Origin of the sequence: Streptomyces sp. NPDC126499, assembly GCF_040302485.1 — a bacterium.
Classification (GTDB): domain Bacteria; phylum Actinomycetota; class Actinomycetes; order Streptomycetales; family Streptomycetaceae; genus Streptomyces.
Genome location: NZ_JBEOUO010000004.1, coordinates 38,086 through 53,924 on the forward strand (window position 1 = coordinate 38,086; position 15,839 = coordinate 53,924).

The 15,839-nt window shown below is 72.5% G+C and carries 15 protein-coding genes and 1 riboswitch; of the genes, 8 read left to right on the forward strand and 7 right to left on the reverse strand.

Annotation, left to right across the window (positions count from 1 at the left end):
• Both aroA and ABTZ91_RS06920 read right to left on the reverse strand, forming a co-directional pair.
• Positions 1 to 1,329, reverse strand: a complete 1,329-nt coding sequence (gene aroA / locus ABTZ91_RS06915; protein WP_352076087.1) for a 3-phosphoshikimate 1-carboxyvinyltransferase — start codon at positions 1,327 to 1,329, stop codon at positions 1 to 3.
• A 20-nt stretch (positions 1,330 to 1,349) separates the two neighbouring features.
• Positions 1,350 to 2,036, reverse strand: coding sequence for a M50 family metallopeptidase (locus tag ABTZ91_RS06920; protein ID WP_352076088.1), 687 nt, complete (start codon positions 2,034 to 2,036; stop codon positions 1,350 to 1,352).
• A 63-nt stretch (positions 2,037 to 2,099) separates the two neighbouring features.
• Here ABTZ91_RS06920 and ABTZ91_RS06925 point away from each other — a divergent pair, with 63 nt between their 5' ends.
• From ABTZ91_RS06925 to def, 8 genes are all read left to right on the forward strand, one after another.
• Positions 2,100 to 2,915 carry an SOS response-associated peptidase gene (locus ABTZ91_RS06925; RefSeq protein WP_352076089.1) on the forward strand — a complete coding sequence of 272 codons (816 nt, stop codon included), beginning with the start codon at positions 2,100 to 2,102 and terminating at the stop codon, positions 2,913 to 2,915.
• A gap of 160 nt (positions 2,916 to 3,075) precedes the next feature.
• A complete protein-coding gene (locus tag ABTZ91_RS06930) occupies positions 3,076 to 3,708 on the forward strand; it encodes an alpha/beta family hydrolase (RefSeq protein ID WP_352076090.1) in 633 nt (210 codons plus the stop codon).
• 253 nt (positions 3,709 to 3,961) lie between these two features.
• Positions 3,962 to 4,618, forward strand: a complete 657-nt coding sequence (locus tag ABTZ91_RS06935; protein ID WP_345485741.1) for a sigma-70 family RNA polymerase sigma factor — start codon at positions 3,962 to 3,964, stop codon at positions 4,616 to 4,618.
• The gene (gene rsrA, locus ABTZ91_RS06940) at positions 4,615 to 4,926 is read left to right on the forward strand and encodes a mycothiol system anti-sigma-R factor (RefSeq protein WP_352076091.1); all 312 of its coding nucleotides are present in this window, start codon (positions 4,615 to 4,617) and stop codon (positions 4,924 to 4,926) included. Before ABTZ91_RS06935 ends, rsrA begins: the two co-directional genes overlap by 4 nt.
• A gap of 216 nt (positions 4,927 to 5,142) precedes the next feature.
• Positions 5,143 to 6,690, forward strand: coding sequence for an HD-GYP domain-containing protein (locus ABTZ91_RS06945; protein ID WP_407077920.1), 1,548 nt, complete (start codon positions 5,143 to 5,145; stop codon positions 6,688 to 6,690).
• Positions 6,687 to 7,970, forward strand: coding sequence for an HD domain-containing protein (locus ABTZ91_RS06950; RefSeq protein ID WP_352076093.1), 1,284 nt, complete (start codon positions 6,687 to 6,689; stop codon positions 7,968 to 7,970). Before ABTZ91_RS06945 ends, ABTZ91_RS06950 begins: the two co-directional genes overlap by 4 nt.
• Before the next feature lie 79 nt (positions 7,971 to 8,049).
• A complete protein-coding gene (locus tag ABTZ91_RS06955; protein ID WP_345485738.1) occupies positions 8,050 to 9,030 on the forward strand; it encodes a hypothetical protein in 981 nt (326 codons plus the stop codon).
• 68 nt (positions 9,031 to 9,098) lie between these two features.
• Positions 9,099 to 9,728: a peptide deformylase gene (gene def, locus ABTZ91_RS06960; protein ID WP_352076094.1), complete on the forward strand. Its 630-nt coding sequence runs from the start codon at positions 9,099 to 9,101 to the stop codon at positions 9,726 to 9,728.
• Here the strand turns inward: def and ABTZ91_RS06965 are convergent.
• The 5 genes from ABTZ91_RS06965 to ABTZ91_RS06985 all read right to left on the reverse strand — a co-directional run bounded on the left by ABTZ91_RS06965 (position 9,704) and on the right by ABTZ91_RS06985 (position 15,707).
• The gene (locus ABTZ91_RS06965; protein WP_352076095.1) at positions 9,704 to 10,033 is read right to left on the reverse strand and encodes a DUF2809 domain-containing protein; all 330 of its coding nucleotides are present in this window, start codon (positions 10,031 to 10,033) and stop codon (positions 9,704 to 9,706) included. The two genes, def and ABTZ91_RS06965, sit on opposite strands and share 25 nt — an antisense overlap.
• Before the next feature lie 109 nt (positions 10,034 to 10,142).
• On the reverse strand, positions 10,143 to 11,153 hold the full coding sequence (locus ABTZ91_RS06970) for a ribonucleotide-diphosphate reductase subunit beta (protein WP_352076096.1): 1,011 nt from the start codon (positions 11,151 to 11,153) through the stop codon (positions 10,143 to 10,145).
• Positions 11,153 to 13,516, reverse strand: coding sequence for a ribonucleoside-diphosphate reductase subunit alpha (locus ABTZ91_RS06975; RefSeq protein WP_352076097.1), 2,364 nt, complete (start codon positions 13,514 to 13,516; stop codon positions 11,153 to 11,155). The genes ABTZ91_RS06970 and ABTZ91_RS06975 overlap by 1 nt, the downstream gene beginning before the upstream one ends.
• A 132-nt stretch (positions 13,517 to 13,648) precedes the next feature.
• A riboswitch (cobalamin riboswitch) is annotated at positions 13,649 to 13,785 on the reverse strand.
• Positions 13,786 to 13,872: 87 nt separating this feature from the next.
• Complete coding sequence (gene mctP, locus ABTZ91_RS06980) at positions 13,873 to 15,495, reverse strand: monocarboxylate uptake permease MctP (protein ID WP_352076098.1); 1,623 nt, start codon at positions 15,493 to 15,495, stop codon at positions 13,873 to 13,875.
• Positions 15,492 to 15,707, reverse strand: a complete 216-nt coding sequence (locus tag ABTZ91_RS06985) for a DUF3311 domain-containing protein (protein ID WP_352076099.1) — start codon at positions 15,705 to 15,707, stop codon at positions 15,492 to 15,494. The genes mctP and ABTZ91_RS06985 overlap by 4 nt, the downstream gene beginning before the upstream one ends.
• Positions 15,708 to 15,839 lie beyond the last annotated feature (132 nt).

Sequence of the window (15,839 nt, forward strand, 5' to 3'; positions counted from 1 at the left end):
TCAGACTCCGAGCATTTCGGTCCACATCCTCGGGAAGTCGGGCAAGGTCTTCTCGGTCGTCTTCACGTTCTCGATCTCCACGCCGTCGACGGCGAGGCCGATGATCGCGCCGGCGGTTGCCATCCGGTGGTCGTGGTACGTGTGGAAGACGCCGCCGCGCAGCGGGCGCGGCCGGATGCGCAGGCCGTCCTCGGTCTCCGTGACGTCTCCGCCGAGCCCGTTGATCTCCTTCGTCAGGGCGGCGAGCCGGTCCGTCTCGTGGAGCCGCAGGTGCGCCACGCCCCGCAGCGTCGAGGGCGAGTCGGCCAGGGCCGCCACGGCGGCGATGCCGGGAGTGAGCTCGCCGACCTCACCGAGGTCGACGTCGATGCCGTGGATCCGGCCGCCGCCGGTGAAGGTCAGACCCTCGTCGGTCAGCTCGCAGGAGCCACCCATCTCGGTGAAGATCTCCCGCAGCGCGTCACCGGGCTGGGTGGTCCTGGCCGGCCAGTCCGGCACCGTGACCCGGCCACCGGTGACCAGCGCGGCCGCCAGGAACGGCTGGGCGTTCGACAGGTCCGGCTCCACCACCAGGTCGCGCCCGAGCAGCGCGGAGGGCGCCACCCGCCACACGTTCGGCTGCCCGCCGTGCTCCGGCTCGTCGATCTGCGCGCCGACCGCCCGCAGCATGTCGACCGTCATCCGGATGTGCGGCAGCGAGGGCAGCCGGTCGCCGACGTGCCGCACCTCCACACCGTGGTTGAAGCGGGCGCCGGACAGCAGCAGGGCGCTGACGAACTGGGACGACGAGGAGGCGTCGATCTCCACGACACCGCCCTCCACACCGCCGCCGCCGTGCACGGTCATCGGCAGCGCGCCGCGCCCGTCGTCGTCGATCCGGGCGCCGAGCGCGCGCAGCGCGTCGATCACCCCGTGCAGCGGGCGCTCGTGGGAGCGCGGGTCGCCGTCGAAGCGGACCGGCCCGTCGGCGAGGGCCGCGACCGGCGGCAGGAAGCGCATGACCGTGCCCGCGTTGCCGACGTCGACGGTCGCCGGGCCGCGCAGCCCGGCCGGGATGACCCGCCAGGCCTCGCCCGTGCCGTCGGGGCCCATGCCCTCCTCGATCTTCACGCCCAGGGTGCGCAGCGCCTCCGCCATCAGCAGGGTGTCGCGCGAGCGCAGCGGCCGGCGCAGCCAGCCCGGCTCGGCGGCCAGCGCCGCGAGCACCAGGGCCCGGTTGGTGACCGACTTGGATCCCGGCACGGTGACGGTGGCGTCGACGGGGCCGCCCGCGTACGGGGCGGGCCAGAGGCCGGTGAGCGGATCGGGCTGCGCGGAGCTTTCGGTCATGCCCTCACTTTACGGGGGTGTCACCACCGGACGAGCCAGCGGAAGCCGCCGATCAGGGCCGACAGGGACACCGCGTGGAAGAAGAACAGCCACAGGGCCGCCGGCACGTGGGTGAGCCGGGAGAGCTGGTCGGCGTCGGAGTCCCCGGCCCCGCCGTGACGGCGCTTCACCTGCAGTTCGAACGCCGGCCGCACCCCGCCGAGGAGCAGGAACCAGACCACCGCGTACGCGAACACGGACTGCACGTCCGGCCCGGTCAGCCAGGAGACGAGCAGGAACAGCGCGCCCGTGAGCAGCACCGTGAAGATCCCGTACGCGTTGCGGACCATCACCAGCATCGCGATCAGCAGCGCCGTGGCCAGCCACAGCAGCAGCGTGACGTGGCGGGAACCGAGGAGCGCGGCGCCGCCGAGGCCGAGCAGCGGGGCGGCGGTGTAGCCGGCCGCGGCCGTCAGGATCATGCCGAGGCCGGTCGGGCGGCCCCGCGAGACGGTGAGGCCGCTGGTGTCCGAGTGCAGCCGGATCGACTGCAACCGCCGGCCGGTCACCAGCGCGACCAGACCGTGGCCGCCTTCGTGCGCGATGGTGATCGCGTTCCGGGACAGCCGCCACATCGGGCGGGGCAGGACCGCGGCGACGGCGGCCACCCCCGTGGCGATCACGATCCACAGATCGGACGCGGGCTGGGTGCCGAGGACTTCGGTCATGGTGGGCACGGGCTCCTCGGTAGTGCGGTCGGGTGACGGGTGGGACGTGGCATCGTGGCACGTATGTGCGGACGGTATGCAGCGAGCCGACGGCCCGAGGACCTCGTGGACGTCTTCGAGGTCGAGAAGTGGGAGCCCGAGGAGACCCTCGCCCCCGACTGGAACGTGGCCCCGACCAAGGAGGTCCACGCGATCCTGGAGCGCCCTCTCAAAGACGCGGAATCGCCCCGGCCGGTTCGGCAGATGCGCACCCTGAAGTGGGGACTCGTCCCGTCCTGGGCGAAGAGCCCGGAGGGCGCCGCCCGGATGATCAACGCACGGGCGGAGACCGTGCACGAGAAGCCCTCCTTCAAGCGGGCCTTCGCGACCCGCCGCTGCATCCTGCCCGCCGACGGCTACTACGAGTGGGTGACCGGCACCGGCGAACGGGAGCTGGAGGTCGAGGGGAAGCGCAAGCGGCCCCGCAAGCAGCCGTACTTCGTTACCCCGGCCGACGGCTCCGTGTTCGCCATGGCCGGACTCTACGAGTTCTGGCGCGACCGGACCCTCCCGGACGACCATCCGCGGGCCTGGTGGGTGACCTGCTCGGTGCTCACCACGGACGCGGAGACCGGCCCGCTCGGCGTCGCCCCCGCCGAGGGGCCGCGCTCGCTCGCCGACATCCACCCCCGGATGCCGCTGATGCTCACCCCCGACCGCTGGGACGCCTGGCTCGACCCGTCCCGCACCGACGTGGAGGAGCTGCGCGCGCTGCTCGCCCCGCCGCCGGAGGGCCTGATGCGGGCCTACCCGGTGGCGACGGCGGTCAGCAACGTACGGAACAACGGGCCCGAGCTCCTGAAGGAGCTGGACGGCCCGGAGGAGGCCACGCTGTTCTGAAGCCGCGTCCGGGGCGCCGAGCCTGCGGCGCGGCAGGACGGGGACCCGGGGGCCTCGCGGGGCCGGGCGGGGAGCCGGGGGCTCGCGCGGCCGGATGGGGAGCCGGTGGTCCCGCGCGGCAGGACCGGGATCCGGTGGTCCCGCGCGGCAGGATGGGGACGTGACGAAGAGCGAGATCGTTCCGACCGACGCCGGGGACGCCCGGATCACCTGGCACGCCGCGAGGAAGCCGTGGACCGTGCTCGCCGTGAGCCACGGCGCGGGCGGCGGCATCGAGGCCCGCGACCTGCGGGCCCTGGCCGCCGCGCTGCCCGCCGAGGGCGTGAGCGTGGCCCTGGTCGAGCAGCCCTGGCGGGTCGCCGGCAAGAAGGTCGCCCCCGCCCCGAAGACCCTGGACACCGGCTGGCGCGGCCTGTGGCCCGCGCTCGCCGCCCCCGGCCTGCCGGTGATCTCCGGCGGCCGCAGCGCCGGCGCCCGGGTCGCCTGCCGCACCGCCCGCGAGCTCGGCGCGAGCGCCGTGCTCGCCCTGAGCTTCCCGCTGCACCCGCCGGGCCGGCCCGAGAAGTCCCGCGCCGACGAACTCCTCGGCGCGGGCGTCCCCACCCTCGTCGTGCAGGGCGGCAACGACCCCTTCGGCCGGCCCGACGAGTTCCCGGCCGGCCCGTACGCGCTGGTGGAGGTCCCGCACGGCGACCACGGCTTCGCCGTGCCCAAGCGCGCCCCGATCGGCCAGGACGAGGCCGTGGACCTGATCGTCCGCGAGGTCGCCGAGTGGATCGCGGCACTGCGCTGACCGGCAGCCCGCCCCGGGAATGCGGGGCGCAGGACCGCTGTTGTGACGGACATCGGTGTTTGAGAGCAAGGAAGAGGGAGTCCGTCGCATGGGTTCGACCATCTGCCCGGAGCGCCCGCAGGCCGCTGACCTCGACTGGACGGTGCTGCCCGGGCCCAAGGCCACCCCTATTCGGGCGGCGGGCGGAGCGGTTCCTCGTCTATCCTCCGAAGCGAGCGGGTCCGCGTTCGGGTTCGCCGCAGCGCTGGAGGAGGTGGGTCCGGTCACTGGGACCGACACAGGGACCGACGACGGCCCCGAGGAGACGACCGAGGAGCGCAACGCGCGCTTCGAGCGGGACGCCCTCGGCTACCTCGACCAGATGTACTCGGCCGCGCTGCGCATGACGCGCAACCCCGCCGACGCGGAGGACCTGGTGCAGGAGACCTACGCCAAGGCGTACGGATCCTTCCACCAGTTCCGCGAGGGCACGAACCTCAAGGCGTGGCTGTACCGCATCCTCACCAACACCTTCATCAACTCGTACCGCAAGAAGCAGCGCGAGCCCCAGCGCTCCGCTGCCGAGGAGATCGAGGACTGGCAGCTCGCCCGCGCCGAGTCGCACATGTCGACCGGACTGCGTTCGGCGGAGTCGCAGGCCCTCGACCACCTGCCGGACTCGGACGTGAAGGAAGCGCTGCAGGCGATTCCCGAGGAGTTCCGCATCGCCGTCTATCTCGCCGACGTAGAGGGCTTTGCGTACAAGGAGATCGCGGACATCATGGGGACACCCATCGGTACGGTGATGTCCCGGCTGCACCGGGGTCGCCGCCAGCTGCGCGGCATGCTCGAGGACTACGCCCGTGAGCGCGGGCTGGTACCGGCGGGCGCCGGAGAGTCGACGCACGATCTGAAAGGCTCGGGCTCATGAGCTGCGGAGACCCGCACGAGACGGACTGCTCAGAGGTCCTGGACCATCTCTACGAGTTCCTCGACCGAGAGATGCCCGACGGTGAATGCACCAAGTTCGAGGTGCACTTCGAGGAGTGCTCCCCGTGCCTGGAGAAGTACGGCCTCGAACAGGCCGTGAAGAAGCTGGTGAAGCGCTGCTGCGGCAGCGACGACGTCCCCGTCGACCTGCGTGCCAAGGTGATGGGACGGATCGATCTGATCCGCTCCGGGCACGACGTGCCCGAGCAGGACATCACCGCCGCTCCCGCCGCCTCACAGGAGCAGTAGCCGGCGCGGCGACACCCACGTGACCGGGAGCCGGGCGAGATCCTCGCCCGGCTCCCGGCTTTTCCGCGCCCGGTCCGCCGTCCGGCCCGCCTTCCGCCGGTCGGTCTGTCCTTCGGTCCGCCGGTCGGTCTGCCTATCGGCTTGTATCACCCGATGGTGCGAATCGGCCCCGCCCGGCCGCTCCGCCGCCCGCGCCTCGCTAGCGTGGCAGTCGTGATGGTGGTCCCGCGATCGGCACGCGTCCTGATCTGCTGTGCCCTGCTCGCCGCCGCCGCGAGCACCCTGCCCGCCGTGCTCCCGGGCGCGCAGACCCCCTGGCGCGGCGTGGCGCTGCTCGCCGCCCTCTACGCGGTCTGCGAACTGCCGGCCCGCTGCCGCCGCGCCGCCCGGGCGCTCGGCGGCCCCGCCGAGGGCCCGGCCCCCGGGCCCGGCTCCTTCTTCGCGGTCCTGCTCGCCGCCGCGCTGCTGCTGCCGCCCTCCGCCGCCGCCCTCACCGCCCTGCCCGGGGCCGTCCTCGCCCCCGTCGAGCAGCCTCCCGGCGCCGCGCGCCGGGCCTGGCGGGCCGCGCGACTCGCCCTCGCGGTCTGGGCCGCCGCCCACGTCGGGCAGTTCCTCCAGTGCCCCGGCGCCCTCGGCCGCGGACCCGACACCCCCGACTTTCCGTACGTGCTGCTGCCGACCGCCGCCACCGCCCTCACCTTCTGCCTGGTGCTCACCGCCCTCGACGGCGGCATCCGCGCCACCGCCGAGGCGTTCCCCGTGCGGGCCGCCTGGCGCGGACTGCTCGGCCGGGCGCTCGCCCCGCACACCGTGCACGGGCTCGCCGGACTGATGACCGCCGTGCTGTGGCGCAGCAGTTACGGACCGGTCGCCGCGCTCTTCGTCCTGCTGCCCATGTACATCTCCTGCTGGGGCTTCGCCCAGTACCACCGGGAACGCGCCGCCCACCAGGCCACCATCCGGGCCCTCGTCCAGGCCGTCGACATCAAGGACCGCTACACGCGCGGCCACAGCGAACGCGTCGGCCGCGCCTCCGTCCTGATCGCCCGCGAGCTCGGCATGGAGGAGCCCCGCCTGGAGGTCGTCCGCTTCGCCGGCATCCTCCACGACATCGGCAAGCTGGGCGTGCCCACCCGGGTGCTCCGCAAGGACGGGCCGCTCACTCCCGAGGAGCGCCGGATCATCGAGCTCCATCCCGAGTACGGCCACGAGATGGTCCGCGGCATCGCCTTCCTCGACGAGGCCCGCACCGCGATCCTCCACCACCACGAGCGCATGGACGGCACCGGCTACCCGTACGGCCTCAAGGGCCACCAGATCCCCGAGTACGCGCGCGTGGTGGCCGTCGCCGACGCCTTCGACGCCATGACCTCCACCCGCTCCTACAGCCGGGCCCGCCCCGTCGGGACCGCCCTCGCCGAACTGGAGCGGTGCGCCGGCAGCCATTTCGACCCGCGCATGGTCGCCGCGCTCGGCCGGGCGCTGCGCCGGCACGGCTGGCAGACCGAGGTCACCGCCGACGAGACCGCCGTCCCGGCCCCGCGCACCCCGGCCGCCCGCACCCCCACCGCCCGGCCCGCACCGGCACCCGCGTCCACCGCCCTGCCCTCGCGGGAACACCCGCCCGGCACCCCGGCCCGTGAACCCGCGCCCGCATCCGCATCCGGCACCCCGGCCCGTAAGCCCGCGCCCGCATCCGCATCCGGCACCCCGGCCCGTAAGCCCACGCCCACCACACCCGCCCGGCCGCAGGACCGCGCGTGACGGCCGGCCGTGTCACCGTCGGCGCCGTCCACGCGGCCGCCCTGCTGCTCACCCTCACCGCCCTCGCCGCCACCCTCTGGCACGGCCTCGACGAGTCCGGGAACGCCGTCGCCTTCGGCCTCCTCATCGCCCTCGGCGAGCTCACCCGCCGCGGCGCCCCGCCCGACGACCGGGAACCCGCCCCGCTCGCCACCGCCGGCTCCCTCGGCTACGCCCTGCTCGGCCAGAACGGCGGCGAGACCACCACCCACGGCGTCCTCCAGACCATCGCCGTCGTCGTCACGGCCGGACTCGCCGGGGCGGTGCCCCACGTGGCCCGGGGCCGCGGCCCCCACCTCGACCACATGGCCCGGCGCATCCTCACCGTCGGCTTCGCCGCCCTGTGCTTCCAGCCCCTCTACAACGCGGGCACCCTCACCGCCCACCTCGGCCAGGGCCCGTCCTACGCCCTCTTCCTGCTCCTGCTGCTCCTCCTCACCGCCCTGTGCGACGCCGTCCTCGCCGCCCTCCTGCACCGCGCCCGCGAAGCGGCCCGCGGCGCACCGCCCCGCACCGCGGGCACCCCCGTCCCCTACGGCCCGCTGCTCCGCGACGAGCTGCGCGCCCTGCTCGGCATCGGCTCCGCCGTCTGCGCCACCGGAGCCGTCATGGCCCTCGGCGTGGCCGCCGCCGGACTGTGGGCGCTGCCCGTCTTCGCCGTACCCCTGCTGCTCGCCCAGGTCTCCTTCCGCCGCTACGCGGCCGTGCGCACCACCAACCGGGAGACCATCGCCTCCCTCGCCCGCGCCACCGAGGTGGCCGGCTGCACCCCGCCCGGCCACGCCCGCCGGGTCGCCGCGCTCAGCCGGGCCGTGGGCCGGGAGCTCGGCCTGTCCGGGCACAAGCTCGCCGTCCTCGAATACGCGGCGCTCATGCACGACATCGGACAGCTCTCCCTGGTCGACCCGGTCCCCGGCGGCGCCACCGCCCTGCTGCCCGCCGACGAGCAGCGCAGGATCGCCCTGCTCGGCGGCGCCGTGGTCCGCCAGACGGGCGTCCCGGCGGCCGTCGCCGTCGTCGTCGAGAGGCAGGCCGACCCGTACCGCGAGCAGCCCCTGCCCGCCCGGATCGTCCGGGCCGTCAACGCCTACGACGACCTCGCCGCCGGCAGCGCGGGCGGCGGCCTCGACGCCCTGGAACACCTCCGTCTGGGCACCGCCCGCGACTACCACCCCGAGGTCGTGGAATCCCTCGCCCGCGTTCTGGCGCGGGGCGGCGTCGCCCCTGCTCCTCCGGGGTAACCCATGGGTAATGAGCGCGCGTCCGACCGGGCATGGTTGGATGCGAACAAGAGGGTGAAGCGACCGGCAGGCGGGAATCGTGAGGATCTTCGGGAAGGTACGGCATCGGCCCTCCGCCTCGTGGCGGCAGGCCACCGACCGCGCGTTCACGCTGATCGGCGACGGCCGGTACGAGGACGCGGGCGCACTGCTCACGCGCGCGGCGGACCTGGAGCCCTGGCTCTCCGAGTCCTGGTTCAACCTGGCCCTGCTGCACAAGTTCCGGCACGACTGGGAGCAGGCCCGGGCCGCCGGGCTGCGGGCCGTCGCGCTGCTCGACAAGGAGACCGGCGCCCCCGACTGGTGGAACGTCGGCATCGCCGCCACCGCCCTGCAGGACTGGCCGCTGGCCCGCCGCGCCTGGCAGGCCTACGGACTCAAGGTCCCCGGCGCCGCCTCCGGCACGGGCGAGCCCGCCGGCATGGAGCTGGGCAGCGCGGCCGTGCGGCTCTCCCCGGAGGGCGAGGCCGAGGTCGTGTGGGGCCGCCGGCTCGACCCCGCCCGGATCGAGGTGCTGTCCATCCCGCTGCCGTCCTCGGGCCGCCGCTGGGGCGAGGTCGTCCTGCACGACGGGGTGCCCAACGGCGAGCGGACCACCAGCGCCGGGCCGTCCTATCCCGTCTTCGACGAGATCGAGCTGTGGGCGCCCTCGCCGGTGCCGACCTGGGTGGTCCTCCTGGAGGCCGCCACCGAGGCCGACCGGGACGCCCTGGAGCAGCTCGCCGCCGACGCGGGCTTCGCCGCCGAGGACTGGTCGTCCTCCGTGCGGCTGCTGTGCCGGGCCTGCTCCGAGTCGACGATGCCCAGCGCCGAGGGCGAGGGCGAGCACCTGGACCCCCACGACCACAGCGAGCCGGGCCACCCCGGGCCGCTCGGCCACCGCTCGCCCGGCGAGCTGTGGGTGCCCGAGCGCGAGTGCGGCATCGCCGCCCCCGCGGGCCTGGTCCGCGGGCTGCTCGACGGCTGGGTCGCCGACAGTCCGGACAGCCGTGAGTGGCGCGATCTGGAAGAGGTCTGCTGAGTCGGGTGCGCTTCGGCCCGTAGGCTGTCCTCCGACGGAATCGGGTTTTCAGGAAGGCGCAGCCGGACATGGCGCAGCAGGAGACGGACGAGCAGATCAACGACGGCTTCGTCGTGGACACGGAGGACTGCGAGGCGCGTGAGCTCGCCCACCGCGAGCGGGGCACCTCCCGTCCGATCACGGTCGTCGGCAACCCCGTGCTCCACCGGGAGTGCAAGGACGTCACCGAGTTCGACGAGAAGCTCGCCCAGCTGATCGACGACATGTTCGCCAGCCAGCGCACCGCCGAGGGCGTCGGCCTCGCCGCGAACCAGATCGGCGTGGACCTGAAGGTCTTCGTCTACGACTGCATGGACGACGAGGGCGTCCGGCACGTCGGCCACGTGGTCAACCCGGTCCTGCAGGACCTGCCGGCCGACCGCCGCCACCTCGACGACTCCAACGAGGGCTGCCTCTCGGTGCCCACCGCGTACGCCTCGCTGGCCCGCCCGGACTACGCCGAGGTGCACGGCAAGGACATGCACGGCAACGACATCAAGGTCCGCGGCACCGGCTACTTCGCCCGGTGCCTCCAGCACGAGACGGACCACCTCTACGGCTTCCTCTACATCGACAAGCTGTCCAAGCGCGACCGCAAGGACGCCCTGCGGCAGATGGCCGAGGGCACCCCGCGCTACCCGGTCGTGCCGAACGACTGACCCGCGCGACCGCGCGTCCGTACGGCGCGGTGGACGGCCCAGCCGGACACCGCGCCGACCGCGTACCAGAACAGGTCGGGCGCGTTGAACGTCGTACCGAACACCAGCCGTGCCACCGTGCCGCGCACGGCGAGCTCCGCCGGGACACCGGTCAGCTGGAACAGCTCCACCGCGCAGCTGAAGCCGAACGCGGTGACGGCCGCCGCCCCCGGCCTGACCCGGGGCGCGAGCAGCACCACCAGGGTCAGGACCAGCACCGTGTAGAGCGCGTCCCCCGCGTACGCGGCGACGGGCCCCGAACCCACGGCACGGACCCCGAGCCCCGAGGCGACGACCAACAGGGCCGCGGCGCCCGCCCGAAGTCGCGTCCGCGTGCGGCCCCCGCGGTCCGGGGACGGGATCCGTGTCACGGGGTCAGAAGTCCTCGTCCAGGTCCACCGAGCCCTCGACCGCCACCTGGTACGCCGACGGCCGGCGCTCGAAGAAGTTGGTCAGCTCCTGGACGCCCTGGAGCTCCATGAACCCGAACGGGTTCTCCGAGCCGTACACCGGGGCGAAGCCCAGGCGGGTCAGGCGCTGGTCGGCGACGCACTGGAGGTAGGCGCGCATCGACTCGGTGTTCATGCCCGGCAGGCCGTCACCGCACAGGTCGCGGCCGAACTGGAGCTCCGCCTCGACGGCCTCCTTCAGCATGTCGGTGACCTGCTGCTCCAGTTGGGCGTCGAAGAGCTCCGGCTCCTCCTTGCGGACGGTGTCCACGACCTCGAAGGCGAAGTTCATGTGCATCGTCTCGTCCCGGAAGACCCAGTTCGTCCCCGTCGCCAGGCCGTGCAGCAGCCCGCGGGAGCGGAACCAGTACACGTAGGCGAAGGCGCCGTAGAAGAACAGGCCCTCGATGCAGGCGGCGAAGCAGATCAGGTTGAGCAGGAAGCGGCGGCGGTCGGCCTGGGTCTCCAGGCGGTCGATCTTCTCGACCGAGTCCATCCACGTGAAGCAGAACTGCGCCTTCTCGCGGATGGAGGGGATGTTCTCGACGGCGGCGAACGCGGCGGCCCGGTCGTCCGGGTCGGGCAGATAGGTGTCGAGCAGCGTCAGATAGAACTGGACGTGCACGGCCTCCTCGAAGAGCTGGCGCGAGAGGTAGAGGCGCGCCTCCGGGGAGTTGATGTGCTTGTAGAGCGTCAGCACCAGGTTGTTCGCCACGATCGAGTCGCCGGTCGCGAAGAAGGCGACCAGCCGGCCGATCATGTGCTGCTCGCCCGGCGTGAGCTTGGTGAGGTCGGCGACGTCGGAGTGGAGGTCGACCTCCTCGACGGTCCAGGTGTTCTTGATGGCGTCGCGGTAGCGCTCGTAGAAGTCCGGGTAGCGCATCGGACGCAGGGTCAGCTCGAAGCCCGGGTCGAGCAGGTTCTTCTCAACGGTCATTACTGGCAGGCCTCGCAGGACTCGGGGTTCTCAAGGGAGCAGGCGAGGGCGTCGGCGTCCGGCGTCGCCTGCTGGACGGGGATGGTGGTGGCCTGGGCGGCGCGGGCGATCCGGGTCGCCGGGCGGGAGCGCAGGTAGTACGTGGTCTTCAGGCCCTGCTTCCAGGCGTACGCGTACATCGACGACAGCTTGCCGATGGTCGGCGTCTCCAGGAACAGGTTCAGGGACTGCGACTGGTCGAGGAACGGGGTGCGGGCCGCCGCCATGTCGATGAGGCCGCGCTGCGGGATCTCCCAGGCCGTGCGGTACAGCTCGCGGACCTCCGCCGGCACCCAGGCGAAGCCCTGCACCGAGCCGTTGGCGTCGCGCAGCGCCTCGCGGGTCTGCGCGTCCCACACGCCGAGCCGCTTCAGCTCGTCGACCAGGTAGGCGTTGACCTGGAGGAACTCCCCGGACAGCGTCTCGCGCTTGAACAGGTTGGAGACCTGCGGCTCGATGCACTCGTAGACGCCGGCGATCGAGGCGATCGTCGCGGTCGGGGCGATGGCGAGGAGCAGGCTGTTGCGCATGCCGACGGCGGCGATCCGCTCGCGCAGCGCGGCCCAGCGCTCGGGCCAGTTCAGCTCCACGTCGTAGTGGTCCGGGTGCAGGACGCCCCGGGCGGTGCGGGTCTGCTCCCAGGCGGGCAGCGGGCCGCTGCGCTCGGCGAGGTCGGCGGAGGCCTCGTACGCGGCGAGCATGATCCGCTCGGCGATCTTCGTGGACAGCGCGCGGGCGGCGGGCGAGTCGAAGGGCAGCTTCAGCTTGAAGAAGACGTCCTGGAGGCCCATCGCGCCCAGGCCCACCGGGCGCCAGCGGGCGTTGGAGCGGCCGGCCTGCTCGGTCGGGTAGAAGTTGATGTCGACGACCCGGTCGAGGAAGGTGACGGCGGTGCGGACGGTCTCGTCGAGCCGCTCCCAGTCGATGTCCGCACCGGCGACGAACGCGCCGAGGTTGACGGAGCCGAGGTTGCACACGGCCGTCTCGCCGTCGTTGGTGACCTCGATGATCTCGGTGCAGAGGTTCGAGGAGTGCACGACGGTGCCGGGCTCGGCGGTCTGGTTCGCGGTCCGGTTGGAGGCGTCCTTGAAGGTCATCCAGCCGTTGCCGGTCTGCGCGAGGGTCCGCATCATCCGGCCGTACAGGTCGCGGGCCGGCATGGTCTTGCGGGCCAGGCCCGCCGCCTCGGCCTTGCGGTACGCGGCGTCGAACTCGTCGCCGTAGAGGTCGACCAGCTCGGGCACGTCGGCCGGGGAGAACAGCGACCACTCGGCGTCCGCGTTGACCCGGCGCATGAACTCGTCCGGGATCCAGTGGGCCAGGTTGAGGTTGTGGGTGCGGCGGGCGTCCTCGCCGGTGTTGTCGCGGAGCTCCAGGAACTCCTCGATGTCCGCGTGCCAGGTCTCCAGGTAGACGGCGGCGGCGCCCTTGCGGCGGCCGCCCTGGTTCACGGCGGCGACGGAGGCGTCGAGGGTCTTCAGGAACGGGACGATGCCGTTGGAGTGGCCGTTGGTGCCGCGGATCAGCGAACCGCGGGCTCGGATGCGGGAGTACGACAGGCCGATGCCGCCCGCGTGCTTCGACAGGCGCGCCACCTGGTGGTAGCGGTCGTAGATGGAGTCCAGCTCGTCCTGCGGGGAGTCCAGCAGGTAGCAGGAGGACATCTGCGGGTGGCGGGTGCCGGAGTTGAAGAGGGTGGGGGAGGAGGGCAGGTAGTCGAGCCGGCTCATCAGCCCGTAGAGCGCGGCCACCTCGTCCACGGCGCGGGTGCTGTCGTCCTCGGCGAGGCCGCAGGCGACGCGGAGCATGAAGTGCTGGGGGGTCTCGATCACCTTGCGGGTGATCGGGTGGCGCAGCAGGTAGCGGGAGTAGAGGGTGCGCAGGCCGAAGTAGCCGAAGCGGTCGTCGGCGGCCGGGTCGATCGTCGCGTCGAGCCGGGTGGCGTGCAGGGTGACGAAGCCGGCGGTGCGGTCGGCGATCAGGCCCTCGCGGTGGCCGACGGCCACGGAGGCGGAGAAGGACACCGCGCCCTGGCCCGCGGCCTCTTCGGCGATGGTGAGGGTGAGCAGCCGGGCGGCCAGCCGGGAGTACGCGGGGTCCTCCGCGATCAGGCCGGCGGCGGCCTCGGTGGCCAGTTCGCGCAGCTCCGCCTCGTCCGAGCCGGCGTGCCGGCCGCGCAGCGCGGCGGCGGCGACCCGGCCGGGGTCGGTGTCCGGGAGGTCGGCGGTGAGATCGGTCAGGGTGCGCAGCAGCGCGGTCCCGGGGCCGTCGTTCGCCGTCTCGGACGGGGTGACTGAGGCCGGATCGGCGGGCGCGATGGTCACGGTGGGGGCTCTCCCTCGGCTCGGCTCGGGGCCAGGGCGGGGGAGGCGGGAGACGGCGCGCCGTAGGCACGGCGGCGCCGCGTCCACCGGCCCACTCCGCGAGGCCCGGACGTCTGTGGCACCCGGTACGGACGGACCGGGCGCACTGTCGGCAGGTCTTCGGACTCACTTCGTACGGAAGCGCATGAAGTACACCGTTGCGGGACAGTTCCGGATTTCCACCGGATTCCCCTGCGGCGACAGCGAGCACGAGCATACATGTGGGGGGCGCCTCTCGTGGCACCCCCCACATGTTGTGTCGTACGACCCAAGTCCTGCAACGATGTGTGTCGTACGACCCGACTGCGCGCTCCGGGTCAGTGCCCGGCGCCCACCTTCGGCAGCTCGGTCACGACGCCCTTGTCGCCCGCGTCGGCGGTGTAGTCGCCGGGCTCCGTCTCGTCGACGCCCTCGGGCGCCTTGACGGCCCTCAGGACGAAGGTGAGGACGACGGTGACGAGGAGGTTGAGGACGAAGGCGGTGAGGCCGATGTAGCCGACCTCGCCGATGCCCGGGATCTCGGCGGAGGAGCCGCCGAAGTGCTTCTGGGTGGGGCTGGCGACTCCGTACGCCGCCACCGTGCCGTAGATCATGCCGGCGGCCCAGCCGGCGAGCAGGGCCCAGCGGTGGAACCAGCGGGTGAACAGGCCGACCACCAGTGCGGGCATCGTCTGGAGCATCCAGATCCCGCCGAGGAGCTGGAAGTTGATGGCGACGGTCTTGTCCATGGTGAGGATGAAGACCAGGGCGCCGACCTTCACCAGGAGCGAGACGATCTTGGAGACCTTGTGCTCCTGCTCGGGTGTGGCGTCCGGCTTGAGGAAGTCCTTGTAGACGTTGCGCGTGAACAGGTTCGCCGCGCCGATGGACATGATGGCGGCCGGGACCAGCGCGCCGATGCCGATGGCGGCGAAGGCCAGGCCGGCGAACCAGTCGGGGAACATGTCCTCGAAGAGCTGGGGGATCGCCAGCTGGGCGTTCTGCACGTTGACGCCCGCGGCGATCGCCATGAAGCCGAGCAGGGCGAGGAAGCCGAGGAGCACCGAGTACAGCGGCAGGATCGTGGCGTTGCGGCGGATCACCTCGCGTCCGCGCGAGGAGAGGGTGGCCGTGATGGAGTGCGGATACATGAACAGCGCGAGTGCCGAGCCCAGCGCCAGGGTGGCGTAGGCCCACTGGCTCTGCGGTCCGGTCACCAGCTGGCCGCGGGGTTTGCCGGTCGCGGGGTTGGGCTCGCTGAAGGCGGCCTCCGCCTTGTCGAAGATCTCGGCGAAGCCGCCGAGCTTGATGGGGATGTAGATGACCGCGACCACGATGACGACGTAGATGAGCACGTCCTTCACGAAGGCGATCAGTGCCGGCGCGCGAAGCCCGGACGAGTAGGTGTAGGCGGCCAGCACGCCGAAGGCGATCAGCAGCGGCAGGTCCTTGACGAACCAGTGGGTGTGCGCGTCGCCGCCGACTCCCATGACGTCGAGGACGGCCTGGATCCCCACCAGCTGGAGGGCGACGTACGGCATCGTGGCGAGGATGCCGGTGAGCGCGACGGCCAGCGACAGACCTTTGGAGCCGAAGCGCCCGCGCACGAAGTCGGACGCCGTGACGTAGCCCTTGCGGTGGGAGACGGACCACAGGCGCGGCAGGAAGACGAAGGCCACCGGGAAGGCGAGGATCGAGTACGGGATGGCGAAGAAGCCGGCCGCCCCGGCGGCGTAGATGGCCGCCGGAATGGCCACGAAGGTGTACGCGGTGTAGAGGTCGCCGCCGAGCAGGAACCAGGTGATCCAGGTACCGAAGCTCCGCCCGCCCAGGCCCCACTCGTCGAGGTTGCTCGAGTTCTCCACGCGGCGCCAGCGGGCCGCCAGGAAACCCAGGACCGTTACGACAGCGAAGAGCAATCCGAAAACGGCGAGCGCGACGCCGTTTATTCCTTGGTTCATCGCGGCGTTCCTTCGCTGTCGGTCCGCCGGTCACGGCGCAGCAGTACGAGGGCGAGGGCGGTGAGCCCGGCGGCGACCGGAATCCAGAGCATCTGGTACCAGTAGAAGAACGGGATGCCGAGCAGAGTCGGCGTGGTGCGCGCGTACGAACTCACCCACAGGATCCCGGCGAACGGCGCGGCCAGGCAGAAGATGGCCAAGAGACGTCTCACCGTGAACGTGGGTGCCGGATTTCCGTTTTCGGACGGAGCGGACATTTCCGCGGCTCCAATTCTCTCTGTGACGTGCGTAGGGGTGGACGAAATTTGGCAGGTTACCCGTGCGTAGCGCAAGCGCTCACACCG